The organism is uncultured Devosia sp., assembly GCF_964244875.1.
In the GTDB taxonomy this organism is placed as follows: Bacteria; Pseudomonadota; Alphaproteobacteria; order Rhizobiales; family Devosiaceae; genus Devosia.
Genome location: NZ_CAXTKA010000001.1, coordinates 350,604 through 372,177, shown reverse-complemented (window position 1 = coordinate 372,177; position 21,574 = coordinate 350,604). Strand labels below are relative to the sequence as shown.

Here is a 21,574-nt window from a genome sequence, read left to right as displayed (position 1 = left end):
TCAGATGCTTTCTGAGTGTGGCCAAGTCAAGTCCTGTTGCGGGGCAGGGCCGTCATGGGCAATATGCGGCGGTAACGATGGCAGGAACTGAGCGGTGAGTTTGGCGCAGGAAATGTTTGCGATTGCCCCGGCCACGGGGAAAGCGAACCTTTCGGCGGCGCAGCTCAAGCTGCTGGCCGGCAAGGCCCGCTGGATTTTCCGCGTTGGGGAGGCGGGCTTTCCCACCGTGCCCACCATCGCCATTACCCGCGGCGCCTGGGAGGCGCTGCAGGCCGAGCGCAGCCGCAAGGATACCCGCCTGCGCACCCACTGGATCGCCTGCCTGTTCAAGCTGGTCAGCGGCGATGCCAAGGCCCCGCCTTTGACGGTGCGCACTTCGGCAGCGCGCCACAATGGCGGCCTGATGAATGCCAGGACCGGCTTGGTGCCGCCCTCCAGTCCCGAGGATTCGGTCGATCCCAGCCGCCCATTGGCGCGGGCCATCAAGAACGCTTTTGATTCCTATGGCTTTGGCCAGGCCTGGGCCGGCCCCCGTCAGGAGGACGACCGGGCGCGGCAAATCGTCCTGGTCCAGGCCACCGCCGATGGCGAGCTGGAACAATTCCTCACCCGCAATGCGGTAACGGGCGGCCTCGGTCCCGCCCCGGTGGACGGCTCACCTTTACCCCGCCTGCCCACCGGCATCGATGCCCTGGTCAGCCTGCTCGATGCCAAGGCAGGCCGGCACATGACGTGCCTCGTGGCCATCAAGAACGGCAAGGTCAGCTTCGTGTCGGCACGCGGTATTCAGGCCGCCCCCGCCGCCGAACTCGAAGCGGCCGTCGATCGTGTCGCGCGCAAGGTCTGGTCGGCGCAAAACGCCGTCAGCCGCGTCGATCCCGCTCGCCTGGCGCAATTGCTGCATCCGCGCCTCCGCTCCACCGAGGGCGTGGCACCCATCGCCACGGGCCTGGGCGTCTCGCCCGGCGCCGCCAGCGGCGTGATCGTCTTTAATCCCGAGGACGCAGCCCGCCTGCGCGCCCGCGGCAAGCATTGCATCCTCGTCGTCAACGAAACCGGCCCCGCCGATATCGAAGGCATGAAGGCCGCCACCGGCATCCTGACCGCGCGCGGCGGCATGTCCAGCCACGCCGGGGTGATCGCCCGCATTACCGGCAAACCCTGCGTGGCAGGCGTGCGCACCCTGTTCGTGGATGCCGCCGAGCTGGTCTGCCGGATCGGCGATCGCGAACTGCGCAGTGGTGACCGGATCACCATCGATGGCTCCGATGGCAATGTGTATGCCGGCGTCTTGCCCCTGGCCCAACCCCATATCGGGGGCGCCATGGGCACGCTGCTCGGCTGGTCTGATGCCAGCCGCACCATCGAGGTGCGCACCAATGCCGAAACCGTCGAATCGGGCCGCACTGCGCTCAGCTTCGGTGCCGAAGGCATCGGCCTTGCCCGCTCGGAGCACATGTTCTTTTCCCCCGAGCGCATGGTGGCGCTGCGTCGACTCATCCTGTCCGAGGACGAGGATGATCGCGCGCGGGCCCTGCATGGCCTGGTCGATTTCCAGACCGGGGATTATTCGGCCCTGTTCGCCACCATGAAGGGGCTGCCGGTTACCGTGCGCCTGTTCGATCCGCCGCTGCACGAATTTTTGCCGCGCACCGATGAGGATATCGAGGAGACCGCCCACTCTCTCGGGCTGGCCGTGCGGGCCTTGCGCCTGCGCCTGGAGCGGATCGCCGAGGTCAATCCCATGCTCGGACACCGCGGTGTCCGCCTCGCCATCACCTATCCCGAAATCCTGCAGATGCAGATGCAGGCGCTGATGGCCGGAGTGCGGGCCGCCAGCGAAACCCAGGCCGAACCGGTGATCGTCGAGGTCATGGTGCCTTTCGTGTCCACCGTCAGCGAGGTGGCCTGGGTGCGCGACAAGGTCAACGACATCGTTGCCAATTCAGGCCTGCTGCGCTCGGGGCGGGTCCAGTTTTCATTCGGCACCATGATCGAACTGCCGCGCGCCTGTCTGCGCGCTGGCGAAATCGCGCCCATGGTCGATTTCTTTTCTTTCGGCACCAACGATCTGACCCAGACCACGTTCGGCATCTCGCGCGACGACGCCCCGACATTTCTCGCCGCCTACCAACGTAAGGGCATTTACGAGCGCGATCCGTTCGTCAGCATCGACGAAAAAGGCGTCGGCGAACTGATCGCCCTTGCCATCCAGCGTGGCCGCGCCAGCAATCCCGGCCTCAAGATCGGCATTTGCGGCGAGCATGCCGGCGATCCGGCCTCGTTGCGGTTCTTTTCCGGTCTCGGTATCGATTATGTCAGCTGCTCACCCTATCGGGTGCCAGTTGCCCGGCTGACCCTGGCCCAGGCCCTGGCTTAACTATCCGGCCCTCCTGCCCTATATGTCAGGCAAGCGGGCCTCGCTCGAAAGAGGCACGATGGGAGGACGTTTCTTGAAATCTCTGCCGGTTCTGACGCTGCTGCTTATGTCTTTGCTGCCCAATGCGCCAATTGCTGCCCAAGAGCGCAGCGCGGCGTGCGCCGCGATCATCGGCGACCCGGAGCGGCTGGCCTGCTACGATAGCCTGTTTCGCGCCGTCCCCGCCGTATCCAGCCAAAGTGTGACCATCAACTCAGCGCAGTTGATCCCGGCCCGTCCCAGCGGCCGGCAGCCGGCGGTCATGACCGTGACCTGCGCCGCAGGTGCCCTTTCGGTCAAATTTGCCTTTGCCGGCAATGCCATGTCCGCTATCGGCAACGATGCCGGCATTACCCTGCAGCTCGATCTTCAGGCGGCGCGCAGCCGCACCCTGCCCACCGCGGACAACAACACCGCCCTGATGATCGATCGCGATGCGCCGGCCTTCCTTGATAGCCTTGAAGGCGCCAACAACTTGACCGTTCGCGTTACCCCGCTCAGTTCGCGCTCGCTGACGGTGCGCTTCAGCCTGGCCGGCGTCAACGAAGCCGTTGCCCCGGTTCGCGCTGCCTGCGACTAGGCTGTCGCCGCCCTGCGACAAAATCTCCCGTCACATCAGCGCCCTCATTCCCTCACGCCATCGCCCCACTCGCCGTTTACCGCCTGCTAACCCTAATAAGACATCATCCCGATTGTCGGCATTTTAGCGTCACTTTCGCCGATCAGTAGTTTTGTTGCGTAGTGTTGAGTAGCAATTGATGGCCCATCCACACCGGCCCGCCGCCCGCGAGGGCGCGGCTAGAGCGGTTCGTACCGGACATCCCATTGCCAGATTTCTGGCCTTGGGCGTCATTGGCGCAATGAGCTTTGCCGGCCTGACTGCGGCGGCTCATGGACCCGCTGCCGACCTGCCGCGCGAGCTGGGCAAATCCGCGCCGTCCATCATCGAGGCTAGTCTCGCCCCGCCCGGCATTGACGCCATCACTACCAGCTCGCTCGATCGCCTTTTCGACGCTGCCAGCTTCACCGGCCCCAATCGCGCCGGAAAATCCGATCGTGTCCGGGCCATACCCAGTGCACTGGCTATCGCCCACAGCTTCGAGCGCGCCCGCATGCGTATCGCCGAACTGCGCGCCGGTCCTACACCCAATGCTCTCCCCAATCGCTCGCAACTCGCCGCGGCCGATCCCGTCATTGTCGTTGCCGGCCAGGACCAGCCGCGCATCGCCGTTGCTGCCCTCGATCCGGCGATGGATTCCGATGCGCTCAAGGCCATTGCCGGGTTTGCGCCCACCACCGGCACACCGCTGCCCATGGTCGCATCCGACCAACTGGCTTATGCCCGCGCCAATGCACCGGTCACCGGAGCCTACAGCACGGGCGCCGTCATGGTCGCCTCGACCAAGGAACTCTGGTGTCTCGCCACCGCGATTTATTTTGAAGCACGGGGAGAAAGCTATCGCGGCCAGGTCGCCGTGGCGCAAGTGGTGCTCAACCGCGTCAAGGATCACCGTTATCCCAACACCATCTGCGGCGTCGTGTTCCAGAACCAGACGCAGCGCAATTCCTGCCAGTTCTCGTTTGCCTGCGACGGCCACCCCGAAACCATCAACGACCAGAAATCCTGGGCCCAGGCCGAAGAAATCGCCACCAAGGTCACCGATGGCGAGCTGTATCTGGCCGAAGTGGCCGACGCTACCCATTATCACGCCAGCTATGTGCGCCCCGCCTGGGCGCCGCGCATGACCAAGGTCACCCAGATCGGGATGCACATCTTTTATAAGTTCAAGCGCGGCTGGTTGTTCGGCTGAAACCGCCTAGCAGCCCGTCGAGTGCTGCGTGAATACGCAGGTCAAACCATTGCCGCTGATCGTCGCATGGTCGCCGCTGCCGGTGTAAACGAATGAATTCCCCGGCGCCAGCGGCAGGTCCACCCAATGGCCGCCAAATCCGATCACCGAGACAGCGCTGGCAATCTGGGCCGACACCGGCTCAACGGTAATGCCGGGATATTGGATATTGACGGAAAACATCGCATCGGTCGAATAGGCGCCGGTCGCCGTCGTGGTAATGTCGATATAGCTGACGCGGCCGAATTCGATCTTCTTGACCCGGCTCTTGGCCGTGGGCTCCGTATCCACCCAGTCCTCATACTGGACGTCGTAGTCACGCCCCTCGAATTTCACCAGGCTCGTGGGATCGATCCCCGTTTGCGTTTCGTCGGCAATCGCGCCCATGACCGCACCCGGACCGGCGATCGTCAAGCCCGCACCGCATACCGCGCCCAGAACCACGCCCAGCAACACTTTACGATCCGGCAGAACCATGGCGACTGTCCCAAAATGAAGCGAATGCTTTCACTCTCTTAGCACTTCATTGACCATAGTCGCTCCACGCGAGCAAAGTTCATCCGGTGTTAGGGTTAATCTCCACGCTCTTCAGAGGTCGATGGCGTCAAACGCCGCCACGAACCGATCATGCGCTTCATGGGTCGGCCAGGGGCGGATCAGCCGGTCGAAAGCGTCGACGTCGAAGGCCGGCATGCTGGGTTCGCCAAACAATTTGCGGGCCTCGGGTGCCTCGAATCCTGCCAGATGAATGGCCTCGAAGAACGCCGCCTCCCGGTCGGCCTGCTTGATCTGCTTGGTCAAGGCCGCAGGCGGCATTGCCGGCAGTGAAAAACGCAGGTGAACCGCACCCAGCAAGCGATTTTCCACATCCTTGTAATTGCCCCCCATCGCCGCCTTGAACGGCGAGATGATGTCGCCCATCACATATTCGGGCGCATCGTGCAGCAGCGCCTGCAACAGCGATTTTCCCCCTGCATCCGGGTTGTGTGCGCGAAACAGTTCCAGCACCAGCACCGAATGCTGCGCCACCGAAAACGGATAGTCGCCAATCGTCTGCCCGTTCCAGCGCGCCACCCGCGCCAGTCCATGGGCAATGTCGCTCAATTCGACGTCGAGCGGGGAGGGGTCCAGGATATCGAGCCGCCGGCCAGACAACATGCGTTGCCAGGCCCGGTCTTTCGCGCGCGCCATGCTGCCCCCAGATGAAAACGTCGCGCGACCCTAGGTCTGCAGCCGCGATTCTTCAAATGCCGGTGCTATGCGTCCTCAGCGCTCGCCTCGCCCAGCCCGTAGCGGGCCCAGTCAGGCAATTCCAGCGTCACCGGCTTGTCACCGACTGTCGCTGCCACGCCGGGCCCGAACCGGTCCAGCCGCACGATGCCGACCGCTGCGCCGTCGACGATGCGCCCGATTGTGCCGCTATCGCGCCCATTTGCCAGCACCGGCGTCCCCGCATCGGCCTTGATCCCCCGCACGATCACCGGCCGCCGCCGCGCCGTGCCGCGATGCTTCATCCGGCTGACCACTTCCTGGCCGACATAGCAGCCCTTGGCGAAGTCGATACCCTCCAGCAGGTCCATCCCGATGTCGTGGGCAAAACTGGTGTCGGGTGCAAAATCCTGCCCCAGTTCGGCAATTCCCGCGGCAATGCGCATCCGTGCGTAGTCTTCATCATCTTGCGTCCAGCCTGCCGCACCGTCTGCCGGTGCGATTACCCGCCCGCCCAAGCGGTCAAACCCGTCATCCCATCCCGCCACATGACTTGCCCGCAGATCGTCGATCACCACGCTGGCCCGCAGCCGATACAGTCTCATGCGCTTGAAAAAATCATCTGCCACCGACTGGTGCACATCAAGCAGTAAGGCTTCGTCCGACCAACCCGCAAGCCCTTCGGCCAGGATCTTGCCCTGCGGCGACAGCAGCGCCCACCATGCGGCGGCGCCCTCGGCTAGGGGTATCGGTCCCGTCACCACGTCATTGAGCAGTTTATGGGCATCAGGCCCGGAAAACCGGAACACGGCGCGATCGGCACGCAAATGGATGGTCATGTTCGCTTGCCCTTCCGGCGCCCCATCCGCTAAACCGGCCATGACGACCGGCTGGGCGGACCCAAGACATGGCGCACTACGACACGATTTTCAAGAATGGCACGCTGGTCAACCACGATGGGGAAGGGACCGCCGATATCGGCTTTCGCGCCGGTCGCATCGCCGCCCTGGGCACCCTGGCGGCCGACACCGCCGACACCATCGTCGATGCCGGTGGCCTGCACATCCTGCCCGGGGTCATCGATACCCAGGTGCATTTCCGCGAGCCCGGCCTGACCCACAAGGAAGACCTCGAATCGGGCTCGCTTTCCGCCGTCATGGGTGGGGTCACTGGTGTCTTTGAAATGCCCAACACCAGTCCGCTGACCATCTCGCGCGCCACTTTCGAGGACAAGATCGCCCGCGCCACCAACCGCATGCACTGCGATTTCGCCTTCTATGTGGGTGGCACCCATGAAAATGCCGGCGAGCTTGCCGCGCTCGAAAAGCTGCCCGGCTGTGTCGGCGTCAAGGTCTTCATGGGTTCGTCCACCGGCTCTCTGCTGGTCCCCGACGATGACGGTGTCGAGGCCATCCTGCGCGCCATCTCGCGTCGCGCTGCCTTTCATTCCGAGGATGAATACCGGCTTGAGGAGCGCAAACATCTTCGCGTCCCCGGCGACCCGTCGTCCCATCCGGTTTGGCGCGATCCCGAAGCGGCGCTCCGCTCCACCAAGCGCCTCGTCACCCTTGCCCGCAAGACCGGCAAGCGCATCCACGTGCTGCATATCTCGACGGGCGAGGAAATGGTTTTTCTCGCCGATCACAAGGACTTCGCCAGCGTCGAGGTCACCCCGCATCACCTGACCTTGGACGAGACCGCCTACACCCGCCTCGGCACCTATGCGCAGATGAACCCGCCGGTGCGCGATCGCGCTCACCGCGATGCCATCTGGGCCGGGGTTCGCAGTGGCGTTGCCGATATCCTCGGCTCCGACCACGCGCCTCATACGCGCGAGGAAAAGGACCACCCCTATCCCGCCTCCCATTCCGGCATGACCGGGGTGCAGACGCTGGTGCCGATCATGCTCGATCATGTGAACGCCGGCCGCCTGTCGCTGGCGCGCTTCGTCGATATGACCAGCGCCGGCCCCAATCGCCTGTTCGGCATTGCCGGCAAGGGCCGCATCGCTGTCGGTTACGATGCCGATCTGACCATCGTTGATCTCAAACGGACGCAAACCATTCGCAACGCCGACGTGAAATCGCGCGCGGGCTGGACCCCCTATGATGGCGTCTCGGTCACCGGCTGGCCCGTCGGCACCATCCTGCGCGGCAAAACCGTCATGTGGCAGGGCGAGCTCGTGACCCCCTCGACCGGCCAGCCCATGCGCTTCCTCGAGGCTTTACCGCCATCGACCTAAGACGGTTGTCCTATTGCAGGACACGATCCAGGTTGTATTCGCCCGAGCGGATCCGGTCGGGCAGCAACGCCACCAGCTCTGCCGTACCCTCGTCGCCATGCAGCTTGACGAAAGTAGCCAGCGCCGCAAACAGCGAGGCATGCGCCAGCGCGGCGCTCTCCACCCCATCGTCTTCTGCGGTGTTCCAGGCCTCGGCCAGATATTCAAGTGCAAGCTGCCGCTCGCTATGGCCGCGGTCCGGAGAGCCGACGCCCTCGACGGGGGGAAACATGGGTTTGCTGATCGTCATTGCGTGGGGATTACCATGAGCAAGGCAGGACGGGTGCGTAGGAAGTAACTCGAAGGTTAACAGTCCATATGCAATTAGACTTAATGCGTAAAGGATTACTCGGCGAACCGGGTATGGATATCGCGTGCTACCCGCTCTGCTTCCGCCAACAGTCTCGTCAGCGCCTCCTTCGCCGCGGGCGTACAGGCACGATGAAACCGCGCAAACGCCGTGTAGCCACCATTGAACGCCCCCGCGAGCCGCTGCCGTCGGTCTTCGTCGGGATCATCGAGATTGATCAGGTCGTCTATTTGCCCGCGCCAGTCGGTGGTACCGGCCTCGCACAGCGGCTGCAGGAAATACAGGCTCCCCATGATTTCGGCCAGCCGCTCCATTTGCGGCTGATATAACGGGTCGATTGCCCAGGCCGGAGGCATGGCCGAAAGCATCAGCACTGCAGCAAGAATTCGAAATTTCAACTGAATGTCCACATCGATACCGGGTGTGCCAGCGCTTCTATCAGCTTCGCTCAAACAGGGCGAATGCCGCCTCGAGCACATCACCGAGACCTGCGGTCGTGCGCAGGCCAAGGATTTGGCTGCGATCGAGCCAGCCATGATCGGCGATTTCATCGGATGGCACGATCGCGCCATCGAACCCTTCCGTTGCGAACACCGCGAGCCGAAACGTCTTGTCCTGTCCCAACCATTGCTCCAGAACCGGGCGCAAGCCATAAACGGTCAGCCCCAGCTCTTCCTTGATCTCGCGGGCAGCACACTCGGTGATGGTTTCGCCCGCCTCGATCCGCCCGCCCGGCAGCGTCCATAAATGCTGGTAAGGCGCATAGGCGCGCTTGATCAGCAACACCTGCTGCTCACGGACCAGCGCGACGCTGGCGGCATTTGGCGAGGAACTCATGGCGGCTCCATTTGCGATTCGGGTAGGCCCAGCCTATCTATCGATCAGGCGCGAGGAGACCCAAAACATGTGCGGACGTTATGCCTCCACCCTGCCGCCCGAACTGATGATGGAGCTATTCCACCTCCTCAGATCGGTCGATCTCATCCCCCGCTACAATATTGCACCCACCCAGCCGATCTGTGCCATCTGGGAAGAGTCGGGTCGCCGCGAGGCTCATTTCGCCCGTTGGGGCCTGGTGCCGCGCTGGGTCAAGGACCCGCGCGAATGGCCATTATTGATCAATGCCAGGGTCGAGACCATGGCCGAAAAGCCGGCCTTCCGGGACCTGCTCAAGCACGGCCGCTGCGTCGTTCCCGCCAGTGGTTATTATGAATGGCGCACCAATCTCGATAAATCCAAGCAGCCTTTCTACATCACCACCGCCGATGGCGGCCCCATGGCGCTGGCCGGCCTTTATGCCATCTGGTCGGGCCCCGAGGGGGAGGAGGTCGATACCGTTGCCACCATCACCGTGCCCGCCAATGACCAGCTCGCCCCAATTCACGACCGCATGCCGGCGATCCTGCAGTGCGAAGCCATCGCGCAATGGCTCGACGTGCGCGGCGTCGATGCCCGAACTGCCCGCCAGCTGGCCATACCGCTCGACAACGGCGCCTTGAAATTCCATCCGGTCTCGACCCGCATCAATTCTGCCAAGTATGACGACGAAGGCTTGATTGAACCCATGTCGGACGTGAAGCCGCACCCGACAGCGCCAAATAAAGCGGCCAGCGCACAGATGGATTTGTTTTAGCGAGCTGCGTCAACGTAGGGCCGGATGTCTGCAGTCACACCCCAATGCCAAAATAGCCCAGCGCATCGCCGATTTCGTCTTCCTCATATCCCAAGTGTGACAGCAGCACGCGCCCGAGCGCCTCGTAAACCTGCCGCGCGTCATCGAATCGAGCCGTACTTGGCTCCCGTGCAAGCGCGTTGAGCGTGTCGACTTGGCGCACGAGCAATGCGTGCACCACGACGTGTTCGGCCTGCAGCCGCTCCGCGACCTTCCGGAACGCCTCGCCTTGCTTGCTCAACTCCGGAAAAATCGCGTATTCCTCGATCGAATGGTGCGTATTGACGATCTGGCAGTGCCGCCCGCACAGATTACCGAAGCGCCTATAATTGCCGACAATGGCGAGATCCGCCGTCTGCGCCTCGATCTCTGACACCGAGACGGCTCCCCTTGCGGCTTGCTCCATCAGCATTCCAATGGCCTGCATATTTTCGCGCAGGTGATCGTGGATCATCCTGAGATGTCGCCCTGGCGCCCGCTGTGCTGCCGTCAGTCCCTCCAGCTTCGGCGCCCTGGGCCGGGTGGCGTCATCCATGAATTCGATATCGTCAAGCATTCGGGCTCCAAACGGCAAACCGTCCATTTTCCCGCACATGGGGCCGCCGGCAATTTCGATCAAGTAGGTACTTTTTGGTGACGATGCAGGCGCCGCACCATCGTTTCAGCACGGGGCCGCATCGTTACTGCAATCTGCTGATCACCCCAGCAACTTGCCTGGGTTCAAGATCCCCTTCGGATCGAGCGCCAACTTGATCGAGCGCATCATCTGCAGCGCCACCGGGTCCTTGACCCGTTTGAGCAGCTCGCTCTTGAGCTGCCCGATGCCGTGCTCGGCCGAAACCGAGCCGCCCAGCTTGAGGACGATCTCATATATCGCCTCGTGCACGGCGTCGTCTTGTGCCATCACCCATTTCGGGTCGGCCCCGATCGGTTGGCTGAAATTGAAGTGAATATTGCCATCGCCCATATGCCCGAACGGCACCGGGCGAATGCCCGGCATCACCCGCGCTGCCGCCGCCGAGCCTTCGGCGATCAGCTTGGGGATAGCGGCGATCGGCACGGAAACGTCGTGCTTGATCGATGCTCCCTCGCGCGACTGAACCTCGCTCATTTGCTCGCGAAAGGCCCACATGTTGGTTCGGTCGGCAACCGATTGGGCCAGTGCTGCCGTTTCCAGCAGCCCAATGTCCAGCCCCGCCTCCAACGCTGCCTCAAGCGCCCCTGGTTCGGTGCCCTTCATCCGTGACAGTTCGACTAGCGCATACCAGGGCGATGCTCCGGCCGTCGGATCACGCGTCAGCATGGTGTGCCGCAACTGGAACTCCAGACCGATCTGCGGAACCAGCTCGAACGCGTTTAGCCGCGATCCGGCCCGCGCCCGCAGCAGTTGAAACAATTCCAGCGCCATTTCGGGCGATGCGATATTGACCAGCGCCGTCTCGTGATCCTCGGGCTGCGGGAAGATCTTCAGGGTTGCCGCCGTGATGATCCCCAGCGTTCCCTCCGCGCCCACCAGCAGGTCCTTGAGATCGTATCCGGTATTGTCCTTCTTGAGTGAATTCAGCCCCCGGTAAAGCTGCCCATCCGCGAGCACCGCCTCTACCCCCATGCACAATTCGCGCGCATTGCCGAACGCCAGCACGTTCACCCCGCCTGCATTGGACGACAGCACGCCCCCGATGCGCGCCGACCCCTGCGAGGCCAGCCACAGCGGAAACATCATGCCGGCGGCTTCGGCGGCCTTGTGGGCGCTTTCCAGGATAACCCCGGCTTCGGCGGTCATTGTCCCGGCGGCAACGTCCAACGACCGTACCGCATCGAGCCGTGCCAGGCTGATGATGACCTCGTCGCCGCGCATCGGCACCTGTGCGCCGACCAGCCCGGTATTGCCGCCCTGCGCGATCAGGCCGATGCCGTGAGCATTGGCCAGCCGAACGACGGCCTGCACCTGCGCCACGTCCGCCGGCCGTACGACCGCCGCTGCCGGCGCGTGGAAACGTCGGCGCGGTTCGGCAAGATAGGGGGCCATGTCGACGCGCTCGCCGATAACCGCTTCCGGCCCCAGCAAAGTGCTCAATTCAGCGATGATTTCTCTTGCATCCAGAGCCATGGAAAACCCGGTTTGTCTGATCGTGGAGCCATAGGGCAAACTTGCCCGTTGCATAGCCCTGTGCCACAACCGGCGCAACGATTGACCGAAGGTCGGCAACGCGTCGATGGGTTTGCTTTCCGATTTGGCGGGCTGTGTCACTGGCGAAACCCACTACGCCGATGCCCGCTTCGGCGTCACCACGTTGCCAAACGCGAAGCGGGCGAATAGTCGCCCGCTTGTCAAATTCGCCGTATAGGACGGGTGCCTGCAGCACCCGAGTTTAAGCCCATGACAGCCTTGATCTGGCCGGAGATTTATTTCATCCGCCATGGGGAAACCCCCTGGAATGCCGAACGCCGCTATCAGGGGCGCAAGGACATTCCGCTCAATGAAAAAGGGCAGGGTCAGGCCGATCAGAACGGGCGAACGCTTGCCGCATTGTTCGCCGCGCGCGGCCTTGATCCGATGGCTTTTGAATGGCACGCCTCGCCTCTCAATCGCACGCGCGACACCATGGACCGCGTCCGCGCGGCGTTCACCACGCCGCTGCCGGCGGTCAAATACGATCTGCGTCTCATGGAGATTTCCTTTGGTGTCCTTGAGGGTGTGCTGCTCGAGGAACTATCGGACGACATGGCCCATGTGCCGGGCAAGCGAACCGAGACGTATTGGGACTACCGCCCCGAAAATGGGGAAAATTATCGCGACGTGGAAGCGCGCCTCGAACAATTCGCTGCCACCATGACCGGCCCCTCGATCGTGGTCGCCCATGGCGGTATTGCCCGCACCCTGCGCGTGCTGATCGAACTCGCCCCCATTCTCGAAGCCGTCAACTGGGCCCCACCACAAGACGTTATTATGCACTTCACGCCGGGCAGGATGGAACTGCTCCGCAGTGAACAGATCTTGATTTAGCGCTAAATTCAGGTCATTTTATTGGTCTGAATTGAGGTGTCCGTATGAATGAGCACGTCCAGCGTATTGGCTCGCAACAAGTGGTGTCGGTGAGCGATCTCAAGAAAAATCCCTCATCGGTCATAACGGCCGCGCAGAATGGTCCTGTGGCTGTCCTCAACCATAACCGGGTCACCGCCTACATCCTCAAGCCCGAAGTTTACGAGTATATGCTCGATTGCCTGGAAGACCTCGAGGATATCGGCTCCATTCTCGAACGCCAAAACGAGCCGTCGATCGAAGTCGATATCAATGACCTCGACACGCTATAAACTTAGATTTACCGACAAGGCTGCCAAAGACTGGCGTAAACTCGATCCTTCTCTCAAGGATAAGTTCACTCGCAAGCTCCAAGAGCGCTTAAGCAATCCGCGCGTCATCTCGGCGGTACTTCACGGCATGCGGGATTGCTACAAAATCAAGCTTCGCGATGATGGCTACAGGCTGATCTACCAAGTTTTCGATCGCACGATTACCGTGATGATTATTTCTATCGGCAGGCGGGACGGTAGCGATGCCTATCGCGAGGCCGAACGCCGGTTGAAGGAGCTCGATTGACCTTCCCGTCGCCCGCTCCTAAAACGCCCTCAATCATGGGGCCGCTTCATGTCTTTCAATACGTTCGGACAGCTTTTCCGCTTCACCACCTGGGGTGAAAGCCACGGCCCGGCGCTGGGCGCAGTTGTCGATGGGTGCCCGCCGGGCATCGTGCTGACGCCTGAAATGATCCAGCGCGATCTTGATCGTCGCAAGCCTGGCCAATCACGCTTCACCACCCAGCGTCGGGAGGAGGACGCCGTGCGCATCCTGTCGGGCGTCTTTGAGGACGAGCGCACCGATGGCCCCCGCACCACCGGCACGCCGATCGCCTTGATGATCGAAAATGGCGACCAGCGCTCCAAGGACTATGCCGAAATCCGCGACAAATACCGCCCCGGCCACGCCGATTATACCTATGACCAGAAATACGGCATCCGTGACTATCGGGGCGGCGGCCGCTCGTCCGCGCGTGAGACTGCGGCCCGCGTGGCTGCCGGTGCCGTGGCGCGGGCCGTGCTTGCCGGCATCACCATTCGTGCCAGCCTGGTCCAGATCGGCCCGCACAGAATAGATTACGCCAATTTCGATTGGGATCAGGTCGGGCAAAACCCCTTCTTCTGCGCCGACGCGCAAGCGGCCGCCCTGTGGGCCGATTATCTCGACGGCATCCGCAAGGCCGGCAATTCGGTCGGTGCCGTGATCGAAGTCGTTGCCGAAAACGTGCCCGCCGGGTGGGGTGCCCCGATCTATGGCAAGCTCAGCGCCGATCTGGCCGCCGCCATGATGAGCATCAACGCCGTCAAGGCGGTTGAAATCGGCGCCGGTTTTGAAGCCGCCAGCCTGACCGGCATCGACAATGCCGACCAGATGCGCGCCGGCCCGGATCGCCCTTATTTCCTTTCCAATCACGCCGGCGGCATTTTGGGCGGCATTTCCAACGGCGACCCCATCGTCTGCCGTTTCGCCGTCAAGCCGACCTCCTCGATCCTGTCCGAACGCCACACCGTGACGAGCGCCAATGTGGATACCGACATCGTCACCAAAGGCCGTCACGACCCCTGCGTCGGCATTCGCGCCGTCCCGGTGGGCGAGGCGATGATGGCATGCGTGCTCGCCGACCATTATCTGCGCCATCGTGGCCAGACCGGTCGGGAGGGTGCGGTGGGGTTCGAGCGAAACTAGTCCCGCCCAAACACCATTACCGTTTCCCGGTTCCCATCGCCCCCCGTAATCGGTGACGCCACCGACAGGCGATGAGCGAACCCTTGCGCCGCCATGAAGGCAATCACCGCATCCAGCGCCTCGGCGATCGCCGGCGCGCTGGTCACGATACCGCCCTTGCCGACGTTTTTGCGCCCCACTTCGAACTGCGGTTTGAACAGGATCACCGCCATCGCGCCCGGCGTGCACAATGCCAGGGGTGCCGCCAAGACCTTGGTCACCGACACAAAACTCACATCCGAGACCAGCACGTCGACCGGCTCTGCGATCTGCTCGCGCGTCAGGTCGCGCGCGTTGACGCCCTCGATATTGACCACCCGGTCGCTGCCGCGCAGCCGCTGGTGCAATTGGCCATGGCCGACATCGACCGCATAAATCCGTGTCGCTCCGCGCTCCATCAACACCTGGGTAAAGCCGCCCGTAGAGGCGCCGACGTCGAGGCACACCTTGCCCGCCGCCACGATCCCCGCGGCATCAAGCCCGGCTACCAGCTTCAGCGCCGCCCGGGACACGTAGTTGGCCGCCGGATCGCTGAGGGCCAACTGGTCCTCCTTGCCCACCATCTGGTTCTGCTTGAGTGCGGTTGCCCCATTGATGGTCACCGTACCGCGCAAAATCGCATCGCGCGCCCGCGCTCTGCTGGGCGCCAGGCCGCGCTGCTCCAGCGCCAAATCCAGCCTGATTCGGTCATTCACGAGGCGATCAACCGCTTGATCTTGGCCAGCGGCGCGTCGCCGGCTTCGTCATAGGCGATCGTGCCTTCGAAGGTCCCATCCGCACCCATCAGGAACACCAGCGCTGTGTGGTCGACCATATAATAGGGATCGCCCGCTTCGCCCTTCTTTTCCGAGAATACGCCGAAGGCCCTCTTGACCGCATCGGTCTGCGCCTGGTCGCCGACCAGCCCGATGATCGAGGGATCGAACCCCTCGACATAGCCCTTGACGGTGTCCAGCGTGTCGCGCTCCGGATCGACAGTCACGAAAATGATGCGCAGATCGTCCGCCGATATCCCCAATTGGGACCGCCAAGCCGTCGTTTCGGCCAGCGTCGTGGGGCACACATCAGGGCAAAACGTGTAGCCGAAAAACACCAGGCTTGGCTTGCCGCCGAGGTCCGCCTGGGTGAATTGGCCCCCTTTGGTCGAAGCCAGCGCAAAGCTCTGGCCCGTCACACCCAGCGGCCGGGCGGGGGGCCGGAACAGATAAAGCCCGGTCGCGCCAATCGCCACCAGGATGACGAGGCTCCACAGCACGATCCTGAAAGTGCGCAGGGTCTTCGGGGACTGCGTCATGACTGTCCTGGCATTGGGCTCAGCCCCTGATATTCAGCGCCAACCGCACCGGCACGCGCTCAGGCGTCCAGCGGCTCCGTTCCGATGGCCTTGCCCTCGCGTGACAGCGTGATCTTCTCGATCCGCGCTTCCGCCGTGCGCAACAGCCCTTCGCAATGCGCTTTCAACGCTTCACCGCGCTCATAGATTGCAATCGACTCGGCCAGTGGCGCGCGCCCGCTTTCGAGCTTGCCCACGATCTCTTCCAGTTGCGCCAGCGCCGCCTCGAAGCTCAGCACTTTGATGTCGTCGTTCGCTTCGGCCATTGCACAATTCCTATTCGTCCAGCCGCCCGCTGGCGCCGTCCATCAGCATGGCCAGGTGATGCGAAACACCCCCGGCCAACCCTTTGAGGTCATAGCCACCTTCCAGCAGCGACACAATCCGGTTGCCGCAGGTGCGCTCGGCCATGTCCATCAGCTTGCCCGTCAGCCAGCCGAAATCCTGCGCCGTCCAGTTGAGCTGCGCCAGGGGATCGCGCTCATGGGCATCGAACCCTGCCGAGATCAGGATCAGATCGGGCGAAAAATTTGCCAGTGCCGGCAAGATGCGCCCGATATAGGCCTCGCGCATCGCCGCGCCGTCAGTGTCGGGATCCAGCGGCGCATTGGTGATATTGCCGACGCCGGTTTCGCTCGCCTTGCCCGTCCCCGGATAAAGCGGCATCTGATGGCTCGAGGCATAGAACACGCTGGGATCGTCCTCGAAAATATCCTGCGTGCCGTTGCCGTGATGCACGTCGAAATCGATGATCGCCACCCGCTCGGCCCCGTATTTGCGCTGCGCCTCGCGCGCCACTATCGCAATGGTGTTGACCAAGCAAAACCCCATCGGGCTGTCGATTTCCGCATGGTGCCCCGGCGGCCGTATCGCGCAAAATGCATTGTCGACTTCCCCGAGCAACACCGCGTCCAGCGCCGCCAGCGCGCCGCCCAACGCGGTGCCCACGGTTTCCAACGAGGCCGACGAAATAAACGTATCTCCGTCGATCTGGCCGATCCCCTCGGCCGGCCGTGCATTGCGCAGGATCGACATGTACTTGGCCGAATGCACCAGTTCCGCCAGCGTCAGGTCGCCCGACGGGGCAGGGCGTCGCAACAGTTTGTCGAACCGCGATTGGGCCAGCACGTCCTCGACCGCACGGATGCGATCGGCCCGTTCGGGGTGCCCTTGGGGCGTTACGTGGTTTTCGAAATTGGCCTGGCTGATGAGAAGTGTCGTCACTATTGCACTCTTCTCGCGCTGTTCATCTCGTCTTGACGCGCCGCCGCCCGGTTGTCAAACACCACCCATGAGCGTGCTTCTCGATATCGCCACTGCTGCCGCACTTTTGCGTGAGGGAAAACTCTGCGCCTTCCCCACCGAGACCGTCTATGGCCTGGGCGCCGACGCCACCAATGCCGACGCGGTGCTGTCCATCTACGACACCAAGGGCCGCCCCCGCTTCAATCCGCTTATTATTCACGTCGCCGATCTGGCCATGGCCAATACCCTTGCCGAGTTTTCGCCCCTGGCCGAACGGCTGGCGCGCTTCTGGCCCGGCCCGCTGACTTTGGTGCTCCCAGCCAAACCCGGCAATGGCTTGGCCGATATTGCCACTGCCGGTCTCGACAGCGTCGCCATCCGCATTCCCGCCCATCCCCTGGCGCTTGAGCTGATCCGCGCTGCCGGCCGGCCACTGGCTGCGCCTTCGGCCAATCCGTCCGGGCGCCTGTCGCCGACCACGGCCGATCAGGTGCGGAACGGCTTTGCCGGCCGCGTGCCGGTGCTCGATGGCGGACCCTGCACGGCCGGCGTCGAGTCCACCATTGTGCGGATCGATGGGGATCGCCTGGTCCAGTTGCGAGCCGGAGCCCTGGCTCGCTCCGACATCGAGGCGGCGATCGGCAAAGCCATCGAAGTGGCGCCCAAAGACGCCCCCATTGCCGCTCCGGGCATGCTGGTAAGCCACTATGCCCCACGCGCAATCGTTCGCTTGAACGCCGTGCCGCAGCCGGGTGAAGCCTTTCTCGCCTTCGGCCCCGCCCCCAGATTCGCCGGCCCGACGCGCAACCTGTCGCCCGCCGCCGACCTGTACGAAGCCGCACGCAACCTGTTCTCGATGCTGCATGATCTGGATGCGTCGGGCGCCGCGACCATTGCCGTGGCGCCCATACCCTTCGACGGCCTGGGCGAAGCGATCAATGACCGCCTCGAACGCGCTTCAGCCCCGCGCCCCTAGTCGCGAACCTTGTACGGCTTGCTCTCCCGCATGAAACGCATCAGCGCTTCAAGATCGGGATCGCCCCCCGGCGGCAGTACGACCTTCAAATTCACATACAGATCGCCATCGCCATGCAGCCCCTTGCCCTTGAGCCGCAGCGCCTTGGCGGTATCGACGCCGGGCGGCAAATTCAGTTCCACCGAACCGCTCAGGGTCGGCACCCTTATTTTCGTGCCCAGCACTGCTTCATAAAGAGCCACCGGAACATCGGTGCGCAGGTCGGCCCCGTCGCGACGGAACTGCCTGGATTTCTGGAATTTCACGGTGACCAGCGCATCCCCCGCCTCGCCCCCAAGGGGACTGGGCGATCCCTGGCTCTTGAGCCGGATTTGCTGGCCTTCTTCCACCTTCTCCGGCAGCCTGACCGACAATACCTTACCGCTTGGCATGCGTACCGGAACCGAAGCGGCATTATGGGCATCCTCGAGCGAAACGGCCGCAGTCACCACCACGTCCTCGCCCTTCACGCGCCCGCCGCCCGGTTGTGCGGCAGCCCCGCTGAACGGGTCCCATTGTGCGCCGCCGGCACCCGGCCGCGCGCCCCCGCGCGGTGTGCCGCCAAAGCCGCTCATGAACTCCTTGAGAATGTCCTCGGCCGAAAACCCGCTCGCTGCCGTGCGTCCACGCGCTGCGCTGCCGGGGTTGAAGCCGGCGAATTTCGGATTGCCGTCATTGTCGATCTCGCCCCGGTCGAACTGCCCCTTCTTTTCGGGATTGTTCAACAAGTCGTAAGCGTGAGTAGCCTCGGCAAATTTTTCATGTGCCGAGGGATCTTCCGGGTTCTGATCGGGGTGATACGTCTTGGCCAGCTTGCGATAGGCGGACTTAATATCTTTTTCGCTCGCCGAGCGGGTCACCCCCAGCACGGTATATGGATCTCGCATCGTGTCCTGTCAGTGAGTGCGGGCGTTGCTTCACCCCGGTTTCCTGTCCTATATGGCGAGCGCCCCCCGCCTTGTCCAGTTTTGCGGCCGCGTATGGGCACAATTGCACTGTAAAGGGGCCGCCATGCTGCAAACCTTGACTGAACGCCTTTTTGATGACGGCGACCGGACGGACCTTGATCCCTTCGCGCTGTTTGAAGAATGGTTCGCCCTCGCGCGGGAGGCCGAACCCAATGATCCGCACGCCATGGCCCTGGCCAGTGTCGATACCGATGGCTTGCCTGATCTGCGCATGGTGCTGCTGAACGCCCGCGACATCAGGGGATTTACCTTCTTCACCAATTTCGACAGCGCCAAGGGCGGGCAATTGCAGGCTCATCCGGGCGCCGCTTTGCTGATGCATTGGAAGTCGCTGCGCCGGCAGGTCCGCATGCGCGGCCCGGTAGAAATCGTCACGCCCGAAGAGGCCGACGCCTATTGGGCCTCCCGCCACCGCAATTCCCAAATTGCGTCGTCGGCGTCCGCCCAGTCGCGCCCGCTCGAAAGCCGGCAGGCTTTGATCGATCGGGTCGCCGACCTGACTGCCTCGGTGGGCACCGGCCTCGTCACGCGCCCGCTCCACTGGTCGGGCTTCCGCATCGTGCCCTCCAGCATCGAATTCTGGAAGGATGGCGAGTTCCGCCTGCACGATCGTGTTCGCTTCACCCGATCGGCGCCCGACGCCGGCTGGACCAATACGCGGCTCTATCCCTGATCGATTTGGCGGAATCGGCCTGGTGCGCATTCTCATCCGAACATCCAAATGGGCGATCCTGGCGCGCCGCCTGGGCAGCCTCGCCATTCCACTGATCGTGTTCGCCGTATTGCTGCATCGCGGGCAGCTGATTGCCAGCAATATCTTCGCCGTTGCCGCTGCAATGGCCGCTACTGTCGCGGCGCTGGCGGTGCTGGTCGGGCTGCTCGCGCTGGCCCGCCTCTGGTCCACCGGCGATCAGGGTTGGGGGCTTGCCATTGCCGGCGTGCTGATGGGGCTGGCCTGCCTCGCGCCGGTCGCCTGGTTTGCCTCGCTGGCGCTGCATTTTCCGCCGGCCACCGACATTGCCACCACCGACCGTAGCCTGTTGCCCCTCGTGCTCGAGCCGGACACCGCTCTGATGCCGCCCGCTCAAACCCTGCCTCCGGCCCAGCTCGAAGCCGTTTTCCCTAACGTCAAGACTCGCAGTTATCCCCTTGACGCCCAGCAGGCCTATGAGATCGTCCTGCGCATGGTGACCGAGCACGGCTGGGACATCGGGCTTGAGCGTGCGCCCGCCACGCCCGCCGGCACTGGCTTGATCGACGCCCGCATCGTCACCTTGGCCGGCTGGCGCGAGGAAGCCGTGCTGCGCGTAGCGGGCACGGCTGAGGGCGCCAGTGTCGATATGCGTTCTGCCTCCATCAACGCCTGGCATGATTTCGGCTCCAACGGCTCGCGTATCGAGGCGTTCCTTGTTGCGCTCGATACCGAAGTGACCACGCTGTTGCGCGACAATCCCAATGCCAACCAGCCCGTCGACACCGATCCCGCCGCTACTACATCACCGCTTGAAGCGGCGCCTGCTTCATGACGCCTCATACCGCCAGCAGCCTGGTGCCGAGTACCCCACGCCGCACTTCCATGGTGCCGGTGTCCTCGAGATATTCCACATGGGCTTTGACCACCATGGCCGCCGCGCCGCGCAGCGGCAGCGAAATATCGGGATAAACCGCCGACACCACTGCGCCAACGGTTCGCGCCCCCCCGCGCACGGCCTCAAGGATTTGCCCGTTGCGCGCCTGCCGGTGCGTTCGAAGCGCTTTAGCGTAGGGTGGCCCGTCCGTGATTGGCCCGCCATGCGCCGGCACATAGTGGGTAAACTCCAGCGCCAACACCTTGTCCAGTGACGCAAGGTAATCCGCCATCGACCCGTCTGGCACCGACACCAGCGTCGAATTCCATCCCATGATATGATCGCCCGTCAGCAGCGGCGGGGTCCCACGAAGTCCGAACGCCAGGTGATTGGCGCAATGCCCCGGCGTCGTCGCGACGCTCAGCATCACGCCGCCCACCTCCAGCAAATCTGTGTCCCCCAGCACCCGGTCCGGCACCAGGTCCCAATCGCATGATCCCTTGATCGGATTGCCTTCGAAGCGCCGTAACGGCCGCGACAGTCGGTGCTGCCCGCCGAACCAGAGCGGCACGCTCCACAGATCGGCCAGCCGCCGCGCCGAGGCGCTGTGGTCGCGATGGGTGTGGCTCAGAATGATCGCCTCTATACGCCGCCCTTGCACTGCTCGCGCCAGTGCTGCCTCGTGGCGCGCATCGTCGGGCCCGGGATCGATGACCGCGACGCTATCGTGCCCCACGACGAAGCTGTTGGTTCCGCTGAACGTATAGACGCTCCGATTGGGCGCGGTGACCCGCACCAGGCCCGGCACGATCGGTACCGCCTCTCCGGTCTGGGGATCAAAGCTGGTGTCAAAGACCAGGGCCGGGGCAGGGGACGCCATTGCGCTCGATATTCCAA

26 protein-coding genes are annotated in these 21,574 nt (G+C 63.3%); 12 read left to right on the top strand and 14 right to left on the bottom strand.

Annotated features, from left to right (window positions below):
- Positions 1 to 112: 112 nt before the first annotated feature.
- From ACFE8X_RS01770 to ACFE8X_RS01760, 3 genes are all read left to right on the top strand, one after another.
- Positions 113 to 2,380: a putative PEP-binding protein gene (locus tag ACFE8X_RS01770; RefSeq protein WP_375449714.1), complete on the top strand. Its 2,268-nt coding sequence runs from the start codon at positions 113 to 115 to the stop codon at positions 2,378 to 2,380.
- A 73-nt stretch (positions 2,381 to 2,453) separates the two neighbouring features.
- Positions 2,454 to 2,999: a hypothetical protein gene (locus ACFE8X_RS01765; protein ID WP_375449713.1), complete on the top strand. Its 546-nt coding sequence runs from the start codon at positions 2,454 to 2,456 to the stop codon at positions 2,997 to 2,999.
- A 178-nt stretch (positions 3,000 to 3,177) separates the two neighbouring features.
- The gene (locus ACFE8X_RS01760) at positions 3,178 to 4,230 is read left to right on the top strand and encodes a cell wall hydrolase (RefSeq protein WP_375449712.1); all 1,053 of its coding nucleotides are present in this window, start codon (positions 3,178 to 3,180) and stop codon (positions 4,228 to 4,230) included.
- A 6-nt stretch (positions 4,231 to 4,236) separates the two neighbouring features.
- Here ACFE8X_RS01760 and ACFE8X_RS01755 read toward each other — a convergent pair whose 3' ends face one another.
- From ACFE8X_RS01755 to ACFE8X_RS01745, 3 genes are all read right to left on the bottom strand, one after another.
- Positions 4,237 to 4,746 carry a hypothetical protein gene (locus tag ACFE8X_RS01755; protein ID WP_375449711.1) on the bottom strand — a complete coding sequence of 170 codons (510 nt, stop codon included), beginning with the start codon at positions 4,744 to 4,746 and terminating at the stop codon, positions 4,237 to 4,239.
- Between the two features lie 111 nt (positions 4,747 to 4,857).
- Positions 4,858 to 5,460: a hydrolase gene (locus ACFE8X_RS01750; protein ID WP_375449710.1), complete on the bottom strand. Its 603-nt coding sequence runs from the start codon at positions 5,458 to 5,460 to the stop codon at positions 4,858 to 4,860.
- Between the two features lie 65 nt (positions 5,461 to 5,525).
- Complete coding sequence (locus ACFE8X_RS01745; RefSeq protein WP_375449709.1) at positions 5,526 to 6,317, bottom strand: YgfZ/GcvT domain-containing protein; 792 nt, start codon at positions 6,315 to 6,317, stop codon at positions 5,526 to 5,528.
- 68 nt (positions 6,318 to 6,385) lie between these two features.
- Here ACFE8X_RS01745 and ACFE8X_RS01740 point away from each other — a divergent pair, with 68 nt between their 5' ends.
- A complete protein-coding gene (locus tag ACFE8X_RS01740) occupies positions 6,386 to 7,720 on the top strand; it encodes a dihydroorotase (RefSeq protein WP_375449708.1) in 1,335 nt (444 codons plus the stop codon).
- Between the two features lie 10 nt (positions 7,721 to 7,730).
- Here the strand turns inward: ACFE8X_RS01740 and ACFE8X_RS01735 are convergent, their stop codons facing one another.
- The 3 genes from ACFE8X_RS01735 to ACFE8X_RS01725 all read right to left on the bottom strand — a co-directional run bounded on the left by ACFE8X_RS01735 (position 7,731) and on the right by ACFE8X_RS01725 (position 8,906).
- Entirely contained in the window at positions 7,731 to 8,009 is a 279-nt protein-coding gene (locus ACFE8X_RS01735; protein ID WP_375449707.1) for a hypothetical protein, read from the bottom strand.
- 95 nt (positions 8,010 to 8,104) lie between these two features.
- Complete coding sequence (locus tag ACFE8X_RS01730) at positions 8,105 to 8,521, bottom strand: TIGR02301 family protein (protein ID WP_375449706.1); 417 nt, start codon at positions 8,519 to 8,521, stop codon at positions 8,105 to 8,107.
- Complete coding sequence (locus tag ACFE8X_RS01725) at positions 8,508 to 8,906, bottom strand: NUDIX domain-containing protein (RefSeq protein ID WP_375449705.1); 399 nt, start codon at positions 8,904 to 8,906, stop codon at positions 8,508 to 8,510. Before ACFE8X_RS01725 ends, ACFE8X_RS01730 begins: the two co-directional genes overlap by 14 nt.
- Positions 8,907 to 8,973: 67 nt before the next feature.
- On the opposite strand from ACFE8X_RS01725, the gene ACFE8X_RS01720 reads away from it, so the two are divergent.
- On the top strand, positions 8,974 to 9,702 hold the full coding sequence (locus tag ACFE8X_RS01720) for an SOS response-associated peptidase (RefSeq protein ID WP_375449704.1): 729 nt from the start codon (positions 8,974 to 8,976) through the stop codon (positions 9,700 to 9,702).
- Positions 9,703 to 9,736: 34 nt separating this feature from the next.
- Here the strand turns inward: ACFE8X_RS01720 and ACFE8X_RS01715 are convergent, their stop codons facing one another.
- The gene (locus ACFE8X_RS01715; RefSeq protein ID WP_375449703.1) at positions 9,737 to 10,360 is read right to left on the bottom strand and encodes a hemerythrin domain-containing protein; all 624 of its coding nucleotides are present in this window, start codon (positions 10,358 to 10,360) and stop codon (positions 9,737 to 9,739) included.
- A 78-nt stretch (positions 10,361 to 10,438) separates the two neighbouring features.
- On the bottom strand, positions 10,439 to 11,851 hold the full coding sequence (locus ACFE8X_RS01710; RefSeq protein ID WP_375449702.1) for an FAD-binding oxidoreductase: 1,413 nt from the start codon (positions 11,849 to 11,851) through the stop codon (positions 10,439 to 10,441).
- 270 nt (positions 11,852 to 12,121) lie between these two features.
- Between ACFE8X_RS01710 and ACFE8X_RS01705 the strand changes: the two genes are divergently transcribed.
- From ACFE8X_RS01705 to aroC, 4 genes are read left to right on the top strand one after another with little or no spacing between them, the layout of a single operon-like run.
- Positions 12,122 to 12,748 (top strand): histidine phosphatase family protein, encoded by a 627-nt coding sequence (locus tag ACFE8X_RS01705; protein ID WP_375449701.1) that lies wholly within the window; start codon positions 12,122 to 12,124, stop codon positions 12,746 to 12,748.
- Positions 12,749 to 12,792: 44 nt separating this feature from the next.
- Positions 12,793 to 13,059, top strand: coding sequence for a type II toxin-antitoxin system Phd/YefM family antitoxin (locus ACFE8X_RS01700; RefSeq protein ID WP_375449700.1), 267 nt, complete (start codon positions 12,793 to 12,795; stop codon positions 13,057 to 13,059).
- Positions 13,040 to 13,345: a type II toxin-antitoxin system RelE/ParE family toxin gene (locus ACFE8X_RS01695; RefSeq protein WP_375449699.1), complete on the top strand. Its 306-nt coding sequence runs from the start codon at positions 13,040 to 13,042 to the stop codon at positions 13,343 to 13,345. Before ACFE8X_RS01700 ends, ACFE8X_RS01695 begins: the two co-directional genes overlap by 20 nt.
- Before the next feature lie 48 nt (positions 13,346 to 13,393).
- Positions 13,394 to 14,509: a chorismate synthase gene (aroC, locus tag ACFE8X_RS01690; RefSeq protein ID WP_375449698.1), complete on the top strand. Its 1,116-nt coding sequence runs from the start codon at positions 13,394 to 13,396 to the stop codon at positions 14,507 to 14,509.
- Here aroC and ACFE8X_RS01685 read toward each other — a convergent pair.
- Genes ACFE8X_RS01685 through ACFE8X_RS01670 form a run of 4 tightly spaced genes read right to left on the bottom strand, consistent with a single transcriptional unit; the run spans position 14,506 to position 17,105 of the window.
- Positions 14,506 to 15,243: a TlyA family RNA methyltransferase gene (locus tag ACFE8X_RS01685; RefSeq protein ID WP_375449697.1), complete on the bottom strand. Its 738-nt coding sequence runs from the start codon at positions 15,241 to 15,243 to the stop codon at positions 14,506 to 14,508. The two genes, aroC and ACFE8X_RS01685, sit on opposite strands and share 4 nt — an antisense overlap.
- Complete coding sequence (locus tag ACFE8X_RS01680; RefSeq protein WP_375449696.1) at positions 15,240 to 15,842, bottom strand: SCO family protein; 603 nt, start codon at positions 15,840 to 15,842, stop codon at positions 15,240 to 15,242. The genes ACFE8X_RS01685 and ACFE8X_RS01680 overlap by 4 nt, the downstream gene beginning before the upstream one ends.
- A 59-nt stretch (positions 15,843 to 15,901) precedes the next feature.
- Positions 15,902 to 16,147 carry an exodeoxyribonuclease VII small subunit gene (locus tag ACFE8X_RS01675; RefSeq protein WP_375449695.1) on the bottom strand — a complete coding sequence of 82 codons (246 nt, stop codon included), beginning with the start codon at positions 16,145 to 16,147 and terminating at the stop codon, positions 15,902 to 15,904.
- 10 nt (positions 16,148 to 16,157) lie between these two features.
- Positions 16,158 to 17,105: a histone deacetylase family protein gene (locus ACFE8X_RS01670; protein WP_375449694.1), complete on the bottom strand. Its 948-nt coding sequence runs from the start codon at positions 17,103 to 17,105 to the stop codon at positions 16,158 to 16,160.
- Between the two features lie 67 nt (positions 17,106 to 17,172).
- On the opposite strand from ACFE8X_RS01670, the gene ACFE8X_RS01665 reads away from it, so the two are divergent.
- Positions 17,173 to 18,102, top strand: coding sequence for an L-threonylcarbamoyladenylate synthase (locus tag ACFE8X_RS01665; protein ID WP_375449693.1), 930 nt, complete (start codon positions 17,173 to 17,175; stop codon positions 18,100 to 18,102).
- Here the strand turns inward: ACFE8X_RS01665 and ACFE8X_RS01660 are convergent.
- Complete coding sequence (locus ACFE8X_RS01660; RefSeq protein ID WP_375449692.1) at positions 18,099 to 19,028, bottom strand: DnaJ C-terminal domain-containing protein; 930 nt, start codon at positions 19,026 to 19,028, stop codon at positions 18,099 to 18,101. The two genes, ACFE8X_RS01665 and ACFE8X_RS01660, sit on opposite strands and share 4 nt — an antisense overlap.
- A 136-nt stretch (positions 19,029 to 19,164) precedes the next feature.
- Here ACFE8X_RS01660 and pdxH point away from each other — a divergent pair, with 136 nt between their 5' ends.
- Entirely contained in the window at positions 19,165 to 19,782 is a 618-nt protein-coding gene (gene pdxH / locus ACFE8X_RS01655; RefSeq protein WP_375449862.1) for a pyridoxamine 5'-phosphate oxidase, read from the top strand.
- Between the two features lie 22 nt (positions 19,783 to 19,804).
- On the top strand, positions 19,805 to 20,635 hold the full coding sequence (locus tag ACFE8X_RS01650; RefSeq protein ID WP_375449691.1) for a DUF1499 domain-containing protein: 831 nt from the start codon (positions 19,805 to 19,807) through the stop codon (positions 20,633 to 20,635).
- A 4-nt stretch (positions 20,636 to 20,639) separates the two neighbouring features.
- On the opposite strand, the gene ACFE8X_RS01645 is transcribed toward ACFE8X_RS01650, so the two are convergent.
- On the bottom strand, positions 20,640 to 21,557 hold the full coding sequence (locus ACFE8X_RS01645; protein WP_375449690.1) for an MBL fold metallo-hydrolase: 918 nt from the start codon (positions 21,555 to 21,557) through the stop codon (positions 20,640 to 20,642).
- Positions 21,558 to 21,574: the final 17 nt, after the last annotated feature.